Source organism: Streptomyces sp. TOM-9, from assembly GCF_056858595.1.
Window position 1 is genome coordinate 664,053 of the sequence record NZ_JBXEQB010000001.1, and the last position, 15,955, is coordinate 680,007.

General features: G+C 71.7%; 13 protein-coding genes. 11 read left to right on the forward strand and 2 right to left on the reverse strand.

Features of this window, described 5'->3' with window-relative positions:
• Positions 1 to 75: 75 nt before the first annotated feature.
• Complete coding sequence (locus AC1VWI_RS03060) at positions 76 to 399, reverse strand: 2Fe-2S iron-sulfur cluster-binding protein (protein WP_499509335.1); 324 nt, start codon at positions 397 to 399, stop codon at positions 76 to 78.
• 142 nt (positions 400 to 541) lie between these two features.
• Here AC1VWI_RS03060 and AC1VWI_RS03065 point away from each other — a divergent pair, with 142 nt between their 5' ends.
• The 11 genes from AC1VWI_RS03065 to AC1VWI_RS03115 all read left to right on the forward strand — a co-directional run bounded on the left by AC1VWI_RS03065 (position 542) and on the right by AC1VWI_RS03115 (position 14,789).
• Positions 542 to 1,303 (forward strand): 2,3-bisphosphoglycerate-dependent phosphoglycerate mutase, encoded by a 762-nt coding sequence (locus AC1VWI_RS03065; RefSeq protein ID WP_499509336.1) that lies wholly within the window; start codon positions 542 to 544, stop codon positions 1,301 to 1,303.
• A gap of 91 nt (positions 1,304 to 1,394) precedes the next feature.
• Positions 1,395 to 2,531, forward strand: a complete 1,137-nt coding sequence (locus AC1VWI_RS03070; RefSeq protein WP_499509337.1) for a cupin domain-containing protein — start codon at positions 1,395 to 1,397, stop codon at positions 2,529 to 2,531.
• 28 nt (positions 2,532 to 2,559) lie between these two features.
• Positions 2,560 to 4,161, forward strand: a complete 1,602-nt coding sequence (locus tag AC1VWI_RS03075) for an ethanolamine ammonia-lyase reactivating factor EutA (protein WP_499509338.1) — start codon at positions 2,560 to 2,562, stop codon at positions 4,159 to 4,161.
• 314 nt (positions 4,162 to 4,475) lie between these two features.
• A complete protein-coding gene (locus tag AC1VWI_RS03080) occupies positions 4,476 to 5,585 on the forward strand; it encodes an ABC transporter substrate-binding protein (protein WP_499509339.1) in 1,110 nt (369 codons plus the stop codon).
• Between the two features lie 64 nt (positions 5,586 to 5,649).
• Positions 5,650 to 6,759, forward strand: a complete 1,110-nt coding sequence (locus AC1VWI_RS03085) for an ABC transporter substrate-binding protein (RefSeq protein WP_499509340.1) — start codon at positions 5,650 to 5,652, stop codon at positions 6,757 to 6,759.
• A 6-nt stretch (positions 6,760 to 6,765) separates the two neighbouring features.
• The gene (locus AC1VWI_RS03090; protein WP_499509341.1) at positions 6,766 to 8,571 is read left to right on the forward strand and encodes an ABC transporter permease; all 1,806 of its coding nucleotides are present in this window, start codon (positions 6,766 to 6,768) and stop codon (positions 8,569 to 8,571) included.
• Between the two features lie 17 nt (positions 8,572 to 8,588).
• Positions 8,589 to 9,725 carry an ABC transporter ATP-binding protein gene (locus tag AC1VWI_RS03095; protein WP_499509342.1) on the forward strand — a complete coding sequence of 379 codons (1,137 nt, stop codon included), beginning with the start codon at positions 8,589 to 8,591 and terminating at the stop codon, positions 9,723 to 9,725.
• Positions 9,726 to 9,728: 3 nt separating this feature from the next.
• The gene (locus AC1VWI_RS03100) at positions 9,729 to 10,949 is read left to right on the forward strand and encodes an MFS transporter (RefSeq protein ID WP_499509343.1); all 1,221 of its coding nucleotides are present in this window, start codon (positions 9,729 to 9,731) and stop codon (positions 10,947 to 10,949) included.
• 87 nt (positions 10,950 to 11,036) lie between these two features.
• Complete coding sequence (locus AC1VWI_RS03105; RefSeq protein WP_499509344.1) at positions 11,037 to 12,104, forward strand: cupin domain-containing protein; 1,068 nt, start codon at positions 11,037 to 11,039, stop codon at positions 12,102 to 12,104.
• A 16-nt stretch (positions 12,105 to 12,120) separates the two neighbouring features.
• Positions 12,121 to 13,035, forward strand: coding sequence for an AAA family ATPase (locus tag AC1VWI_RS03110; protein WP_499509345.1), 915 nt, complete (start codon positions 12,121 to 12,123; stop codon positions 13,033 to 13,035).
• 233 nt (positions 13,036 to 13,268) lie between these two features.
• Positions 13,269 to 14,789: a CehA/McbA family metallohydrolase gene (locus AC1VWI_RS03115; RefSeq protein ID WP_499509346.1), complete on the forward strand. Its 1,521-nt coding sequence runs from the start codon at positions 13,269 to 13,271 to the stop codon at positions 14,787 to 14,789.
• A 65-nt stretch (positions 14,790 to 14,854) separates the two neighbouring features.
• Here the strand turns inward: AC1VWI_RS03115 and AC1VWI_RS03120 are convergent, their stop codons facing one another.
• Positions 14,855 to 15,877 carry a cupin domain-containing protein gene (locus tag AC1VWI_RS03120; RefSeq protein ID WP_499509347.1) on the reverse strand — a complete coding sequence of 341 codons (1,023 nt, stop codon included), beginning with the start codon at positions 15,875 to 15,877 and terminating at the stop codon, positions 14,855 to 14,857.
• Between the last annotated feature and the right edge of the window lie 78 nt (positions 15,878 to 15,955).

A 15,955-nucleotide genomic window follows, 5' to 3' on the forward strand; every position in this document is an offset into this window, starting at 1 on the left:
GAACTGACCGCCGGGCGGCGGCGGATCGGTGGGTGAGCGTGCGGTGCGGCGGCGCCGGCAGCGCCCGCCGGGCGGTCAGGGCTGCTGCGGGGGGATGTCGACGGTCAGTCCGCCGAGTTCCTGCGTGACGCGGATCTGGCAGGCCAGGCGGCTGGTGTCGCGCCGCTCCTCGACGGCGAGGTCGAGGAGGTCGTCCTCCATCTCGCCGGGCGGGCCGACCAGGGCCGCGAACTCCTCGCGGACCCACACGTGGCAGGTCGCGCAGGACTGGTTGCCGCCGCATTCCGCGACGATCCCGGGGACACCGTTCCTGACCGCGGCCGACATGACCGAGTCACCGACCGCCGCGTCGACGGTGTGTTCGGGACCGTCACTGCCGACGAAGATCACCTTGGGCACGGTCCCTCTTTCTCTCGTGGTGGGACATTGCCGAAGCGATGGACAGGCCGAAAGGCCATGGCCATCGGTTCATGGTCTGTCCATTAGACCAGATGCCGCGAGAACGAAACAAGGGACCGTCGCGCGGGCCACAATCGGCGCCATGCGAACACTGGTCCTGCTCCGCCACGGCGAGAGCGAATGGAACGCGGAGAACCGGTTCACCGGCTGGGTCGACGTCGGCCTGACGGCGCGCGGGGAGGAACAGGCCCGGCACGGCGGCCGGTTGCTCCGCGAGGCGGGACTGCTCCCGGACTCGCTGCACACCTCGGTGCTGACCCGCGCGGTGCGCACCGGCGCGCTCACCACGGCGGCGGCCGACCGCCCCGGTGTACCGGCGACGCACCACTGGCGGCTGAACGAACGTCACTACGGCGCGCTCCAGGGACGCGCCAAGCACGAGACGCTGCGCCGCTACGGCGAGGAGCGCTTCCGGCACTGGCGCCGCTCGTACGACGGCACCCCGCCGCCGATCGCGCCGGGCGACCCGTGGGACACCTGCGACGATCCCCGCTACGCGCACCTGCCACCCGGCCTGCTGCCGCGCACCGAGTCGCTGGCGGACGTCACGGAACGCCTGCTGCCGCATTGGCACGACGTGGTCGTGCCCGATCTCCGCGCCGGGCGTACGGTCTTGATCGTCGCCCACAGCAACTCCCTGCGGGCGCTGGTCGCACACCTGGACCGACTCGGCCGCGAGGAGGTGAAGGAACTGAACATCCCGACCGGGAACCCGCTGGTCTACGGCCTGGACGAGGCCCTCCGACCCGTCGTGCGCGGGGGTCGCTACCTCGCTCCGGGCGCCGCCGCGGCCGCCGCGGAGGTGGCCGGGCAGGGGCGCGAACCCAGTGCGACACAGCGTTGACGGGCCCTCACCGTGGACTTATGGTTCTACCAATCTGCCACCCACTCAGCCCACTCAGTGATGTGAGAGCCGAACCACGAAGGGCCGACGCATGGCCAAGGACGCGATCGTCAACGAGAAACTGGCGGCCAAGTTCGCCACGGAGAAGGAATCCCCCTACACCCGCTGGGTCGCCGCCGAAGGGCTGGACATCATCGCCGCCCACTACGTGCCCGACCTGCGCACGGTCGAGCTGAAGCCGTGGGAACGGCGCGGCGGGCGCGGCGTGTTCATCAACCACGAGGCCACCCGGACCTCGAACGACTGCTACGTGTGCGAGATCCCGGCGGGCGGGAGGCTGGCGCCCCAGCGGCAGCTGTTCGAGGAGATGATCCTCGTCCTCGACGGACAGGGCTCGACACGGGTCTGGAACGACGCCGGCGCCGAGGTCACCTTCGAGTGGCAGGCCGGGTCGATCTTCGCCATCCCGCTCAACGCCCACCACCAGCACTTCAACGGCTCCGGCCGGAAGACCGCGCGCTTCGTCTCCTCCACGAACCTGCCGCCGGTGATCAACCTCTACGGGGACGCCGACTTCGTCTTCCACACCCCCAGGGACTTCACCGACCGCTTCGCGGGCGAGCCGGACTACTTCTCCCCCAAGGGCGAGCAGAAGGGACTGCTGCTGGACACCAACTTCGTCGCGGACGCGGTCAACCTGCCGCTGGTCGAGGCGAAGGAGCGCGGTGCGGGCGGCGGTCACATCCGCTTCGCGATGGCCAAGGGCTCGATGAACAGCCACATATCGCAGTTCCCGACCGCCACCTACAAGAAGGGCCACCGGCACGGCCCGGGCGCCCACGTGATCATCCTGTCCGGCGAGGGCTACAGCCTGATGTGGCCCGAGGGCGAGGAGCCGCGGCGCTACGAGTGGGGCCCCGGCTCGCTGATCGTGCCCCCCAACATGTGGTTCCACCAGCACTTCAACACCGGTCCGGAACCGGCCCGCTACCTGGCCTTCAAGCACGAGGTGGTCTCGGTGCGGAACGCCCAGGGCGTGCCCAAGGCCTGGATCAGCCGGCGCATCGGCGGCGACCAGATCGACTACGCCGACGAGTCGCCCTTCGTGCGCGAGACCTTCCGCGAGGCACTGTCCAAGCACGGCATGGAGCCGCGGATGGACGCCGTGTACGAGGCGGAGACCGCCACGCTGCCGCCCGCGCCGACCGGGGAATCCGTCTCCGCCTGACGACCGACACAGCCAAGGAGCGGGAACCGTGCGGCACTCCGGTGACCACAGCGACGACGACGGGGGGCGCACGGTCCACTCGGCGTACACCCCCGCCCACGACCACGTGCACGACGACGACGTGGCCGGCGCCCTGGAGGACAACCCGATCTGGCGGCAGGACAACGTCACGCTGCACAGCGTCGGGATGGACATCGGGTCGTCGGGCACCCAGGTGGTCTTCTCCCGGCTGCACCTGCGCCGGATCGGGGAGGACCTGACGAGCCGGTACCTGGTGGTCCGCAGGGACACCGTGTACCGGTCCCCCGTCGAACTGACCCCGTACGCGAGCGACGAGCACATCGACGCCGGTGCGCTCGGCTCGATCATCGACAAGGCCTACCACGACGCGGCCGTGGACCCCGCGGACGTCGACACCGGGGTGGTGATCCTCACCGGCGAGGCGCTGCGCCGGCGCAACGCGGAGGCCATCGCGGGCGTGCTGGCCGAGCGCGGCGGCGAATTGGTGACCGCGACGGCGGGCCACCACATGGAGGCCATGCTCGCCGCGTACGGATCCGGCGCGGCGCAGGCCTCCTACGACCGCGGACAGCGCATCCTCAACGTCGACATCGGCGGCGGGACGACCAAGCTCGCCGTGGTCGACCGCGGGCAGGTGGTGGCCACCGCCGCCGTGCACGTCGGCGGGCGGCTGCAGGTGACCGACGAACGGGGCCGTCTCGTACGGCTCGATCCGGCGGGCCGCCGGCACGCGGCCCGCGCGGGGTACGGCTGGGAACTCGGCGACACCGTGTGGGACGCCGAGTCCGAGCGGGTGGCGGAGACGATGGCCGACGCCCTGGTCTGCCTGCTGACCGCTCCCGGCGATCCGCCTCCCCCGGACGCCGGCCGGCTGTACCTGACCGACCCCCTGCCGGACGCCGGTCCCTTCGACGGGGTGATGTTCTCCGGCGGCGTCGCGGAGTACGTGTACGACCGGGAGCAGCGGGGGTTCGGCGACCTCGGCCGCCCGCTCGGCCGTGCGCTGCGCCGCCGGGTCGAGGACGGCTCGCTGCCCTTCCCGCTGCTGCCGCCCGGCGAGTGCATCCGCGCCACGGCGCTCGGGGCCTCGGAGTACAGCGTCCAGCTCAGCGGCAACACCGGGTGCGTCACCGATCCCGGTGCGCTGCTGCCGCGCCGCAACCTGCAGGTGGTCAGGCCGGTGTACGAGCTCGGGGAGACCGTCGACCCGCAGGCGGTCGCCGCCGCGGTCCGCCGCCGGCTGGTCGCGCTGGACGCGGGGCGCGACGGCGCCGACGTGGCCCTCGCGATGTCGTGGAGCGGGCCGCCGGGCCACGACCGGCTGCTGCCCTTCGCCCGCGGCGTCCGCGACGGCCTGGCGGAACGTATCGCCCGCGGACTGCCGGTGTACGTGATGCTCGACGGGGACGTCGCCATGACGCTCGGCCGGCTGCTGCGTGACGAACTCGACGTGGCCGTGGACGTACTGGTCGTCGACGGGCTGAACCTGCGGGACTTCGACTGGATCGACATCGGGCGGATGCGCCACCCGTCCGGCACCGTGCCGGTGACGATCAAGTCCCTGGTGTTCGGCGAGGACCCCCACCAGGGCGGCCTGGCCGACGCTTGACGGTGCGTCAACCCCGACCGGTAACAATAACGTAACATCGAAGTCCGATGGTTAGACCATAAGACCTAACCTCCTGTTTCATGCAGGGACAGGCCCGGCTACCGGAAGGTGACACCGATGTGTGACAGCGGCCGGCCGGGCCGGCGGACCGAAGGGCCCGGCCGCCACCGGGCGTCATCCCCGACCGGCCGCCACCGGTCGTGAAGGACCCGCCCCGCTGACCGCGGGCCCGCCCCGGTCCCCTCCCCCCACGGCTTTGCGCTCATCCGACTGCTCTTGACGACCCCGTCCGGCTTTCGTCCAAGGAGTGTGCGATGCGTCATGGTGCCCTCACCGCCGGCCTCCTGGCCGCCGGCCTCGTCCTCGCCGGCTGCGGCTCCGCGCCCACCACGACGGGGGCGGGCGGCCCCGCACCCGAGGGGGCCGACCCCTACGCCGACTACGCCGCGCTGACCGGCAGCCGGCGCACCGGGAAGCTGCTCGCCGACGCCCGCTCCGAAGGCGGGGTGCTGGACCTCTACACCTCCAACACCGACATCCAGGACCTCGTCGACGGCTTCGAGAAGGCCTACCCCGCCATCAAGGTCCGGGCGTTCCGCGCCAACTCCGAGACCGTCCTGCAGCGGGCGCTCCAGGAGAACCAGGCGGGCAAGCCGCAGAACGACGTCGTGGACACCAACGACCTGGAGCTGCGCGCCCTGGACTCCCAGCACCTGCTCACCCCCTACGACGGCCCGGCCGACGAGGGCCTGAGGGACGCCGCCAAGGAGTTCGGCGGCTGGACCGCCGAGCGCTTCAACGCCTTCGTCGTCGGCTGGAACACCGACCAGGTCCCGGCCGGCCAGGAGCCGAAGGACTTCGCCGACCTCGCCGACCCCCGGTGGAAGGGCAGGCTCTCCGTCGAGATCGGCGACTGGGACTGGTACGCGTCGATGCACACCTACCTCACCGACGAGAAGGGCATGAGCCCCTCCGCCGTGGACGACCTCTTCCGGCGCATCGCCGCCAACGTCAAGGTCACCAAGGGCCACACCGTGCAGGGTGAACTGCTCAGCGCGGGCCAGTTCTCCGTGGCCCTGTCCGTCTACTCCCACACGGTCGACAAGGCCGCGGCGAAGGGCGCGCCCGTCACGTACGAGCCGGTCGTCGAACCGGTGATCCTGCGACCCAACGGCGTGGGGCTGATGGCCCACCCGCGCCACCCCGCCGCGGCGCTGCTGTGGACCGACTGGGTGCTCAGCGAGGGCCAGAAGGTCATCGCCGGGTCCCTGCGCATCCCGGCCGCGAAGACCGTCGAGGGCTTCAAGGACCCGATCCCGCCCGGCACCACCACGTACAGCCTCTCCAAGACCGCCGAGACCGACAGCAAGAAGTGGAACGACGCCTACGACGCGCTGCTGCGCGGCGTCCCCGCGACCGGCTGACCGGCTGACCGGCTGCCCGCACACCCACACCCCCTCTCGCACCCTCGATACAGGAGAGCTCCACATGAGGACCCGCAACTCGACTCTCGCCGTGGCCGGACTGCTGGTCGCGGCCGTCACCACAGGGTGCGGCGGCGCCGTCCCGGGCGCTTCCAACAGCCAGGCCGAGTCCGTCTACTCCCAGATCGCCGGGCTGCCCAAGGAGCAGCAGGTCGCCAAGGCCAGGGAACTCGCGGGGAAGGAAGGGAGAGTGCTCTCCCTCTACACCTCGATGACGGCCGACATCGCCACCCCCATAGGCAAGGCCTTCGAGAAGAAGTACGGCATCCACGTCAGCGTCTTCCGCGGCAACTCCGAGACGGTGCTGCAGCGCACGCTCCAGGAGGAAAAGGCCGACCGGCCGGGCGCCGACGCCGTCGAGACCAACTTCCTCGAGATGAGCGCGCTCGCCGACAACGGCTACCTCGTCAAGTTCAACGGCTCCGCCCTCGACAAGGTCGAGAAGGCCGGAGCGTTCGACCTGTGGACGGCCAGCCGGCTCAACGTCTTCCAGCCCGCGTGGAACACCGAGCTGATCAAGCCCGCCGACGAACCGCAGAGCTGGGAGGACCTGGCCCTGCCCAAGTACAAGGGCAAGATCACCCTGGAGCTCAGCGACAGCGACTGGTTCGAGAACGTCACCAAGTACTGGCTGGCGCACGGCAAGACCCAAGCCGAGGTCGACACGCTCTGGAAGCAGATCGCGGCCAACTCCAAGGTCGCCAAGGGCCACACCACGATGATGCAGTTCCTCACCGCCGGCCAGACCCCGATGGAGGCGATGAACTACACCTACATCACCTACCGGGCCACCCAGGAGGGCGCCCCCGTCACCTACCTCCCGCAGGGCGGGGTCTCGAAGATCCCCGCGTTCGCCCGGCCCAACGGCGTCGGCATGATCAAGGGCGCCCAGCACCCCGCCGCCGCCTGGCTGTTCTACCACTGGCTGCTCACCGACGGGCAGAGGGAGCTGGTCAAACTGGGGCTGACCCCCTCCACCAAGGTGCCCGGCGACAAGAGCCTCGACGGCCTCACCCTCGTCCCGTTCGACGTCGAGGGACTGAGCAAGGACGACGGCAGCTGGGACAAGAGGTACGACGCGCTGCTGCGCGGCGCCGCCACGGTGGGGAACTGACCGCCGATGACCCTCGTACCCGCACCCGCCGCGCCCCGGGACGACGACCGGGCCTCCGGGACGGACACCGTCCCCGAGCCGGCCGGCACCGCCGGACCGGGCCGCCTCGCCCGGCTGCTGAGGCGTCCGCTGTCCCTGCAGGGCCTGCTGGTCGGCGCGGCCGTCGTGATCGTCGGCTACCTCGCCGTCGTCCCGCTCGGCTACCTGGTCCACGACACCTTCCTGAGCGCCGACGGCGCCGGGGTGTCCGTCTCGGCCTTCTCCCGTGCCTACGGGGGCAACTCGCAGGCCGGCTCGATGATGCTGAACTCGCTGTGGTTCGCTTTCGGTTCGGCCGCGCTCGCCCTCGTGCTCGGCACCGTGCTCGCCTACGTCCAGGTGCGCACCGACACCCCGTTCAAGGGGCTGTTCTTCGCCGCCTCGCTGGTGCCGCTCATCGTGCCCGGCATCCTCTACGCCACCTCCTGGATCTTCCTCGGCGACCCGTCCAGCGGTGTGCTCAACTCCCTGGTGTTCAAGCCCCTGTTCGGCACCACGCCGATCAACATCTTCAGCGTGTGGGGCATGATCTGGGTGCAGGGGCTGCACCTCGCCCCCGTCGCGTTCCTGCTGATGGTGGCCGCCTTCCGGGCCATGGACCCCTCGCTGGAGGAGTCGGCCGCCATGTCGGGGGCCGGCCGGCTCACCGTGCTGCGGCGCGTCACCGTCCCCCTGCTGCGGCCGGCGATGATCTCGGCGGCGCTGCTGATGTTCGTGCAGTCGCTGGAGAGCTTCGAAGTGCCCGGCCTGCTCGGACTGCAGAACGGCATCTACGTCTTCACCAGCCGGATCTACTTCGTGCTGCGCTCCTACCCCGCCGACTACGGTGCCGCCGGGGCCTACGCGATCGGACTGCTGGTCATCGCCGCGGCGGGGGTGCTGGTCTCCGGCTGGCTGCAGCGCTCCTCGCGCAGCTTCCAGACGGTCACCGGCAAGGCGTTCCGGCCCCGCCCGGTGGAACTGGGGCGCGCCCGGCCGTTCGTGGGCGCCGCCGTGATCGGCTACTTCCTGCTCACGGTCGTCCTGCCGGTCGCCGTCCTGGTCTACGCGAGCCTGCTCAAGTACTACACCGCCCCCTCCCGGAAGACGTTCGGCTCGATGACGCTGGACAACTATCGCGAGGTCGCCGACATGCCGCTGGCGTTCACGGCGCTGAAGAACTCGCTCATCGTCGGCGTGGGCGCGGCGACCGTGGTCATGGTGCTCACCGCGATCGTCTCCTGGGTCGTGCTGCGCACCAAGGCGCCGGGCCGGCGGCTGCTGGACCTGCTCGCCTTCACGCCCATCGTCATCCCCGGCCTGGTCCTGGGCCTCGCGCTGTCCTTCGTCTACCTGCGGATGCCCCTGCCGGTCTACGGCACGCTGCTCATCCTGCTGGTGTCGTACTGCACGCGTTACCTGCCCTACGGCATGCGCTACGCGTCGTCGGCGATGGCCCAGATGTCGCCGGAACTGGAGGAGTCCGCGGCGGTGTCCGGGGCCTCGTGGTTCCAGACCTTCCGGCGGGTGCTGCTGCCGCTCATGAGCAGCGGCATCCTCGCCGGCTGGGTCTACATCCTGGTGGTCTCCTTCCGGGAGCTGTCCAGCACGATCCTGCTGTACAGCCCGGGCAAGGAAGTGCTGTCGGTGCTGATCTGGGAGCAGTTCGAGAACGGCCAGTTCACCACGCTCGCCGCGCTCGGCGTCTGCATGGTGGTGCTCCTCGTCCTGCTCGTCTCCATTGCCTACCGTCTCGGCGCCCGCTTCGGGCTGCAGGGCGACTCCGCGAACTAGCGATAGGAATCACAGGGATGCTGACGGTCGAATCCCTCAAGAAGAGCTACGAGGAAACCGGGGGACGCGCCTCCCGCCGCAAGGCCGCCGAGGGCACGCGGGTCTACGCGGTCGGCGGGGTCGACTTCGAGGTCCACGACGGCGAGCTGTTCACGCTGCTCGGCCCCTCCGGGTGCGGCAAGACGACGACGCTGCGCTCGGTCGCGGGCCTGGAGCGGCCGACCGAGGGCCGGGTCACCCTCGGCGGCCGGGTGCTGTTCGACGCGCGGCAGGGCGTCAACCTGCGCGCCAACCGCCGCGGCTTCGGCATGGTCTTCCAGTCGTACGCCATCTGGCCGCACATGACGGTCTTCAAGAACGTCTCGTTCCCGCTGGAGGTCATGCCGCGCGCGAAGCGCCCGGGACGGCAGGAGATCGAGGAGCGGGTGCAGCAGGTCCTCGAGGTCATCGAACTGGGTGCGTTCGCCGGGCGGCCGGCCACCAAGCTCTCCGGCGGCCAGCAGCAGCGCCTGGCCCTGGCCCGCGCCCTGGTGACCCGGCCCGAGCTGATGCTGCTGGACGAACCGCTGTCCAACCTGGACGCCAAGCTCCGCGAGTCCATGCGCTTCGAGCTGAAGCGGCTGCAGCGCGAGCTGAACCTCACCGCGATCTACGTGACCCACGACCAGTCCGAGGCGCTGGTGATGTCGAACCGGATCGCGGTGATGAACGAGGGCCGCATCGAACAGATCGGCAAGCCCCGCGAGATCTACACCAAGCCGGCCACCCGCTTCGTCGCCGAGTTCATCGGCACGTCCAACTTCATCGAGGCGAAGGTGGTGGGCGTGGACGGCGACGAGGTCGTGGTCGACACCGCGCCGGGCCGGCTGGTCGCCCGGAAGGTGGAGCGGGTCCCCTCGGTGGGCGACACGGTGCTGATCTCGATCCGCCCGGAGTGCGTCGACCTGTCCCCCGACCGGCGCGGCGACGTCCCCAACGAGCTGTCAGGACGGGTGCTGACCCGCGCGTTCATGGGGGACGTCGTCGACCACATCGTGGGGGTGGGGGACCTGGAGATCCGCAACCGCTCCAACCCCAACCTGTCGATCCCGCCGGGCACCGAGGTCCACTTCTCCGTCGCCCCGGACAAGGTCACCCTGGTCCCGGTCGACTGACCGATGGCGATACCCGAGGTACTGCGCAACCGCGACTTCGACCTCTACTGGGGCGGCGTCGTCCTCTCCCAGATCGGGACGAGGGGCGCCGTCGCCGCCAACCTCTACCAGGTGTACGAGCTCACCGGGTCCACCGCGCAGGTGGGCCTGGTGGGTCTCGCACAGGCCGTGGCGCTGCTGGTGCTCTCCCCCGTCGGCGGGATCTACGCCGACCGCCTGGACCGGCGCCGGCTGCTCCAGGCGACGCAGGCGCTGGCGCTGCTGGTCTCGGCGGGCCTGGCGGCGCTCACCCTGACCGGCGCCGCGACCGTGGGGACGGTCGTCGTGTCGTCGCTGCTCGCCACGGCCGCGGCGACCTTCGACCAGCCGGCGCGGCAGGCGCTCATCCCCGCGATGGTGCCACGCGACCGCCTGGTCGACGCCTTCGCCCTGCTCAACCCCTCGCGTGAACTGGCGATCCTGGTCGGGCCGGCCTTCGCCGGCGTGCTGATCGCGCTGGGCGGACCGGGGGCGGTGTACGTCTTCGACGCCGTGACGTACGCCGTGCTCGTCGTCGTCCTCGCCCTGCTGCGGGTGCCGCCGCTCGCGGTCGACGGCAAGCGGCTGCCCCTGCTGGAGAGCCTGTGGGAGGGCGTGGGCCACGTCTCGGGGCGACCGGTGGTCTGGCAGTTGATGGGGCTGGACCTGGCGGCCACCGCCTTCGGCGCGTACCGGGTGCTGCTGCCCGCCTTCGCCGCGGACGTCCTGCACGTCGGCGCCGCCGGGTACGGGCTGCTGTCGGCCGCCCCCTCGGCGGGCGCCCTGATCGGGTCGGCCTGGGTGTTCCGGCTGGTGCGCACGGCCCGCTCGGGGCGCATCGTGCTGTGGGGCACGGCCGCGTACGGGCTGGCCGTCGTGGGCCTCGCCCAGGCACGGGTGTTCCCCGTGGCGCTGCTGGCGGCGGTCGCGCTCGGCGCAGCGGACGCGGTGGCGACCACGGTCCGCCACGCCGCGGTGCAGTTGGAGACCCCGGACGAGCTGCGCGGCCGGGTCTCGGCGATCTACCAGATGTGCTCCCGGGGCGGACCCGCGCTCGGCGACACGGCGATGGGCGCCTTCGCCGGCGCCGTCGGGCCGGTGGCCGCGCTCACCGTGGGCGGACTCCTGCCCGCCCTCGCCTCCGGGCTCAGCGCGGCACGCAGCCGTACCGTCCGCGAGTACAGCGTGGCCGGGGCCACCGGCTGACCCGCTCCCCCGTTCCCTTCCCTGCGCCCACGTACACGCGCACGCGCACGTCGGCGCTTCGTCCGCCCACTCCAGTCGGGAGGCACGTTGAGTACCCGTACCACCACCGGGGTCACCCACTACCACGTCCAGAAACGCCGTCGGGCCGAGTTCATCGAGCGATGGCGGGACAACCACCGCACCGTCGTCGCCCTCGAGGACGTCACGATGCACCCCACCGCACGGGGCAGCCGGGTCGGTGTCTACACCGGCGCCGACGGCGACCGCCCGACCCGCACCATGGACGCCCTCGCCCACGAGTTCGAGCCGGGGACGACGACCACCGTGCACCGGCACTCCTGGGACGCCATGGTGTTCGTCGTGGCCGGGCACGGCTGGACCGAGATCGACGGCGAGCGCGTCGACTGGGGCCCCGGCGACTCCCTCCACCTGCCCGCCTGGTCCTGGCACCGCAGCGGCAACGACGGCGGCACGACGGCGCGTTACCTGACCTTCTCCAGCGAACCGCTGCTGGAGACGATGGGCATGGCCGTCATCGAGGACGCGGGGCACACCCCCGTCGCCGAACTGCCGCCGCGCCCGCCCTACTCCCCCGGCAACGACGGCGCCGACCCGTACGCCGCCCGCCTGCGCCGGCTCGCCCGCGACCAGCAGGCCCGCCGCTCCGGGCGGCTGCACACCGCCTGGGACGAGCTGGAGCTGCGCAACACCCCGCGCGGCACCCGCACCACCTTCCTCCTGGACCGGGCCATCGGCTACCAGGCGTCCGGCATCACGATGGCGATGTTCGAGATCGGCCCGGGCCGCGCCCAGTCGATGCACCGCCACCCGGGCGAGGCGTGGCTGTACGTCGTGGAGGGCAGCGGCGAGAGCTACCTGGGCACCGAACCCGAGGGCGGGGAGCGGCACCCGTGGAAGAAGGGCGACATCATCGTGGTCGACCACTTCCTGTGGCACCAGCACGTCAACACCGATCCGGAGCGGACGGCGAAGGTCGTACGGATCCACATGTTCGACAGCCTGCTGGAGACGATGCGCGCGCTGTGCGATCCGCTGGTCCTCTTCGAGGAGCCGCCGGACCACATCCGCGACGCGCAGGCCGGCGACCCCTCGACGGTCGAATGGTCGGCCCTCGAACGCCCCACCTGGCCGTGAGAGGGGAGCGCTCGCGGTGACCACCGCACTGCCGCACGGCGTAGCCGGGATCCACGCCCTGCCCGCCGACCACCACGACGGGCCGTGGGACTCCGTGATCACCGACCCGCGGGTCAAGGAGCGGCTGCTCGCGACCGCCGTCCTCGTGCTCCGGCACGGGCGGCGGCTCGCGGGCTCCCCCGTGGCCCCGCACGGGCTCGTGGTGGTCGCCGGGCCTCCGGGCACGGGCAAGACGACGCTCGCGCAGGGCGTCGCCCAGGCCGCGGCCAGGACGCTCGCGCCGCACGGATCGACCACCCTGGTGGAGGTCGATCCGCACGCCTTCCCCAGCGAACTGCTCGGCGAGAGCCAGCGGGCGGTGTCCCGGCTCTTCCAGGACACCCTGCCCGAACTGGCGGCCCGCCGGCCGCACACCGTGGTGCTCGTCGACGAGGTCGAGGCCCTCGCGGTGCGCCGGCACGCCGCGTCCTTCGACACCAATCCGGTGGACGTGCACCGCGCCACCGACGCCGTCCTCAGCGGCCTGGACGCGCTGCGGGCCCGGCGTCCCGGGACGCTGCTGGTGGTGACGACCAACTTCGCCGAGGCGGTGGACGACGCCTTCCTGTCGCGGGCCGACCTCGTCGTGCGCACCGCGCTGCCGGATGCGTCGGTGGTGCCGCTCATCGTGGCCGACTCGCTGCGCGCACTGGCCGCGCAGTGGCCCGAGTTGCGGCCGCTGGCCGAGGACCCGGCGGTGCACGCGCGGGTGGGCAAGCTGCTGACGGGCCTGGACGGGCGGCGGATCCGCAAGACCGTGCACGGCGCGCTCGCGCTGCGCCTGGAGACGGCGCGTGACCCCGCCTCGCTGCGCGTCGAGGACCTGCTCGCCGCCGCGGAGGAGGCGGCCGCCGGGGCGGCGGCGGAGGCGGGACCGGCGCGGCGCCCCTGAGCCGGGGCCCCGGGCGGTCCGGGGTTCAGCAGGCGTCACCGGGGGTTGCCCGGGCTCTGCCCGGCGTTCACCCAGGCGGAGGAGCGTGCCGGAGTCCGTGCATGCACCACCCGTTCGGGAGCGCCGCCGTGTGCCAGCCTGGGTCCTGTGAACACCTTCACGAAGCGTCTCCGACCCCGACCCCGGACGGGACGGGCGCCGGGGCGTCCGGCCTGGGCCGCCGGGCCCTGCTGATGGCGAGCGGGATCGTGGGCGCGGCGGGCGCCCTGACGCTCGCGCCCGTGACCTTCGCCGAGGCGGCCGAGGCCGGTACGCCCGAGGGCGGCGAGGTCACCAAGGTGATCACCGGTCACCTCGGCACCGGAGTGGCCGACTTCGTGTACCTGCCGGTCGAGGTCCCGCGCGGCGTCGACCAGATCTCGGTCTCGTACACCTACGACAAGCCGTCGGTGCCGGCCGGCACGCCGGGCAACTCCTGCGACATCGGCGTCTTCGACGAGCGCGGCGCCGCGCTGGGCGGCCGGGGCTTCCGCGGCTGGTCGGGCGGGGCGCGCACGTCGTTCGTCGTCAACAGCGACAGCACCACGCCCGGTTACCTGCCGGGTCCGGTGAACCACGGCACGTGGCACATCGTGCTGGGCCCGTACCAGGTCGCGCCGCAGGGCATGGCGTACTCGGTGAGCGTGACCGTGCGGTACGGCGCACCGGGGCCGCCCTTCGTGCCGTGCTGTCCCGCCGAGCGTGCCAAGGGCCGCGGCCGTGCCTGGTACCGGGGCGACGCGCACCTGCACACCGTGCACTCCGACGGGAAGCGGCTGCCGTCGGAGGTGGCGGCCGGGGCACGGCAGGCGGGCCTGGACTTCATCGTCTCCACCGACCACAACACCTCCTCGGCGCACGGCGTGTGGGGCGAGTACGCCGGACCCGACCTGCTGATCGTCACCGGCGAGGAGGTCACCACCCGCAACGGCCACTGGCTGGCGCTGGGCCTGGAGCCGGGCACGTGGATCGACTGGCGCTACCGGGCCCGCGACGACGCGTTCCCCCGCTTCGCCCGTCAGGTCCACCGCCAGGGCGGACTCGTCGTCCCGGCCCACCCGTACTGCCCGTACGCGGCCTGCCAGTGGAAGTTCGGCTACGAGGACGCCGACGCGGTCGAGGTGTGGAACGGCCCCTGGACCTACGACGACGAGTCGGCGGTCGACACCTGGGACGCCATGCTCGGCACCGCGATGCGCACCGGGAACGACTGGCTGCCGGCCGTCGGCAACAGCGACGCCCACAGCGTCCCGCAGGTCATCGGCCTGCCCCAGACCGTGGTGTACGCCGAGGACCTCAACCGCAGGGCCGTGCTGACCGGCATCCGCGAGGGCCGGACGTACGTCGCCGAGTCCTCCTCGGTGACCCTCGCCTTCACCGCCACCGGCGGCGGCCGGCAGGCCGGCATCGCGCAGACGCTGCGGCTCCGCGCGGACGCGCCGGTCGACGTGCGCCTGGAGGTCTCCGGCGTCCCGAACGGCACCGTCCGGTTCGTCACCGACGAGGGCCAGATGCACCAGGAGTCGCTGGACGCGAGCGGGTCGGGCACGGTCGTCTGGCGCACCACCGCCTCGCTCGCCGCGTACGTGCGGGCCGAGGTGCGTCACCCAAAGGCCGACGGCACGCCCGGCAAGGGCAACACGATGGCCCCCGACCTGCAGTGGGGTGCCATGGCCGCGCTGACCAACCCCATCATCCTGCGCCTGAAGGACTGACGTACCGCACCGGCCCCGCACCGCCTGGTGCGCGGTGCGGGGCCGACGTGCGTGGTGAGCGGCCGTCAGTCCCGCTGCAGCGCGGTGTGGCCGGGGGTGTACCCGGGTGCGTCCTCGAGGAAGTGGACCGTGTCGTAGCCGAGGTGCTTGAACACCCGGTTCTGCGCCGACAGCAGCCGCAGCGGCGTGCCGTCGTGCGCGAAGAGCTGGCAGACGTGGTTCTGCGGCACGTACAGGGTGTCGCCCTTGGTGATCTCGTGCCGGGTGGGTTCGAGGGCGACGCGGGCGTAGTACTTCTCGGCGATCTCGGCCTCGACCTCCCACTGGAGGGCATAGCCGCCGCCGTCGAGGACGTAGAGGACCTCGTCGGCCATCTTCCAGTACCTGCCGGAGCGGCCGCCCTCGGGGATGTCGAGCTCGAAGGCGTCGACGGAGAAGATGCGGGCGTCGGTGCGCTCGGGCGAGGACATCACCCGGACCCTTCCGAGCGGGGTGTCCTCCCAGACGGTGTCCGCGAGGCCGATGACCTTCTTGCGGTCCGCGACGCCCGGGGTCCAGATCCGGGACCAGTCCTCGCGGGGGCCGAACTCGGCCTCGCGCTCGACCGGACCGCTGCGGCCCTGCTGCAGCAGGCCCATGAACATCCAGGTGCTCTTGGCCTTCACGACGAGGGCGGTGGCGGTCTCGTCGTAGGGGTTGAAGTGGCGGTGGACGGAGTCGGTGTGGACGAAGACCAGGTCGTCCTTGGTCCAGTCGTACCGCTGGTCGTCGTGGATCTCGTAGCCGCGGCCCTGGAGGATGTAGAAGGCGGCCTCGTTCTGGTGGCCGTGCCCGTGGTTGCTGGACCGCGGGGGGAGTTCGACGAAGTGCACCTGGATCGTCTGGGTCAGGAACTCCTCGTCGCCGGGACCGACCCGCCACCAGGTGCGGGACTGGTCGCTGTCGCCGGAGTGGCCCACCTTCGCGTCGTCGACGACGACGGAGTCGTCGCGGACCCGCTTGACGGCGAGCTGTTGCCGGCGGAACTCGCCGAGTCCGTACGTCTGCGAGGTCAGACCGCGGACGAAGACTCGTCCCTTCTTGCCCATGGATCCTCCTGTGATGACAGCGCTCCAATGGCCTAACCATAATACCTGTGAGCCAAGCCAGACCAGTGCCCCGGCTGA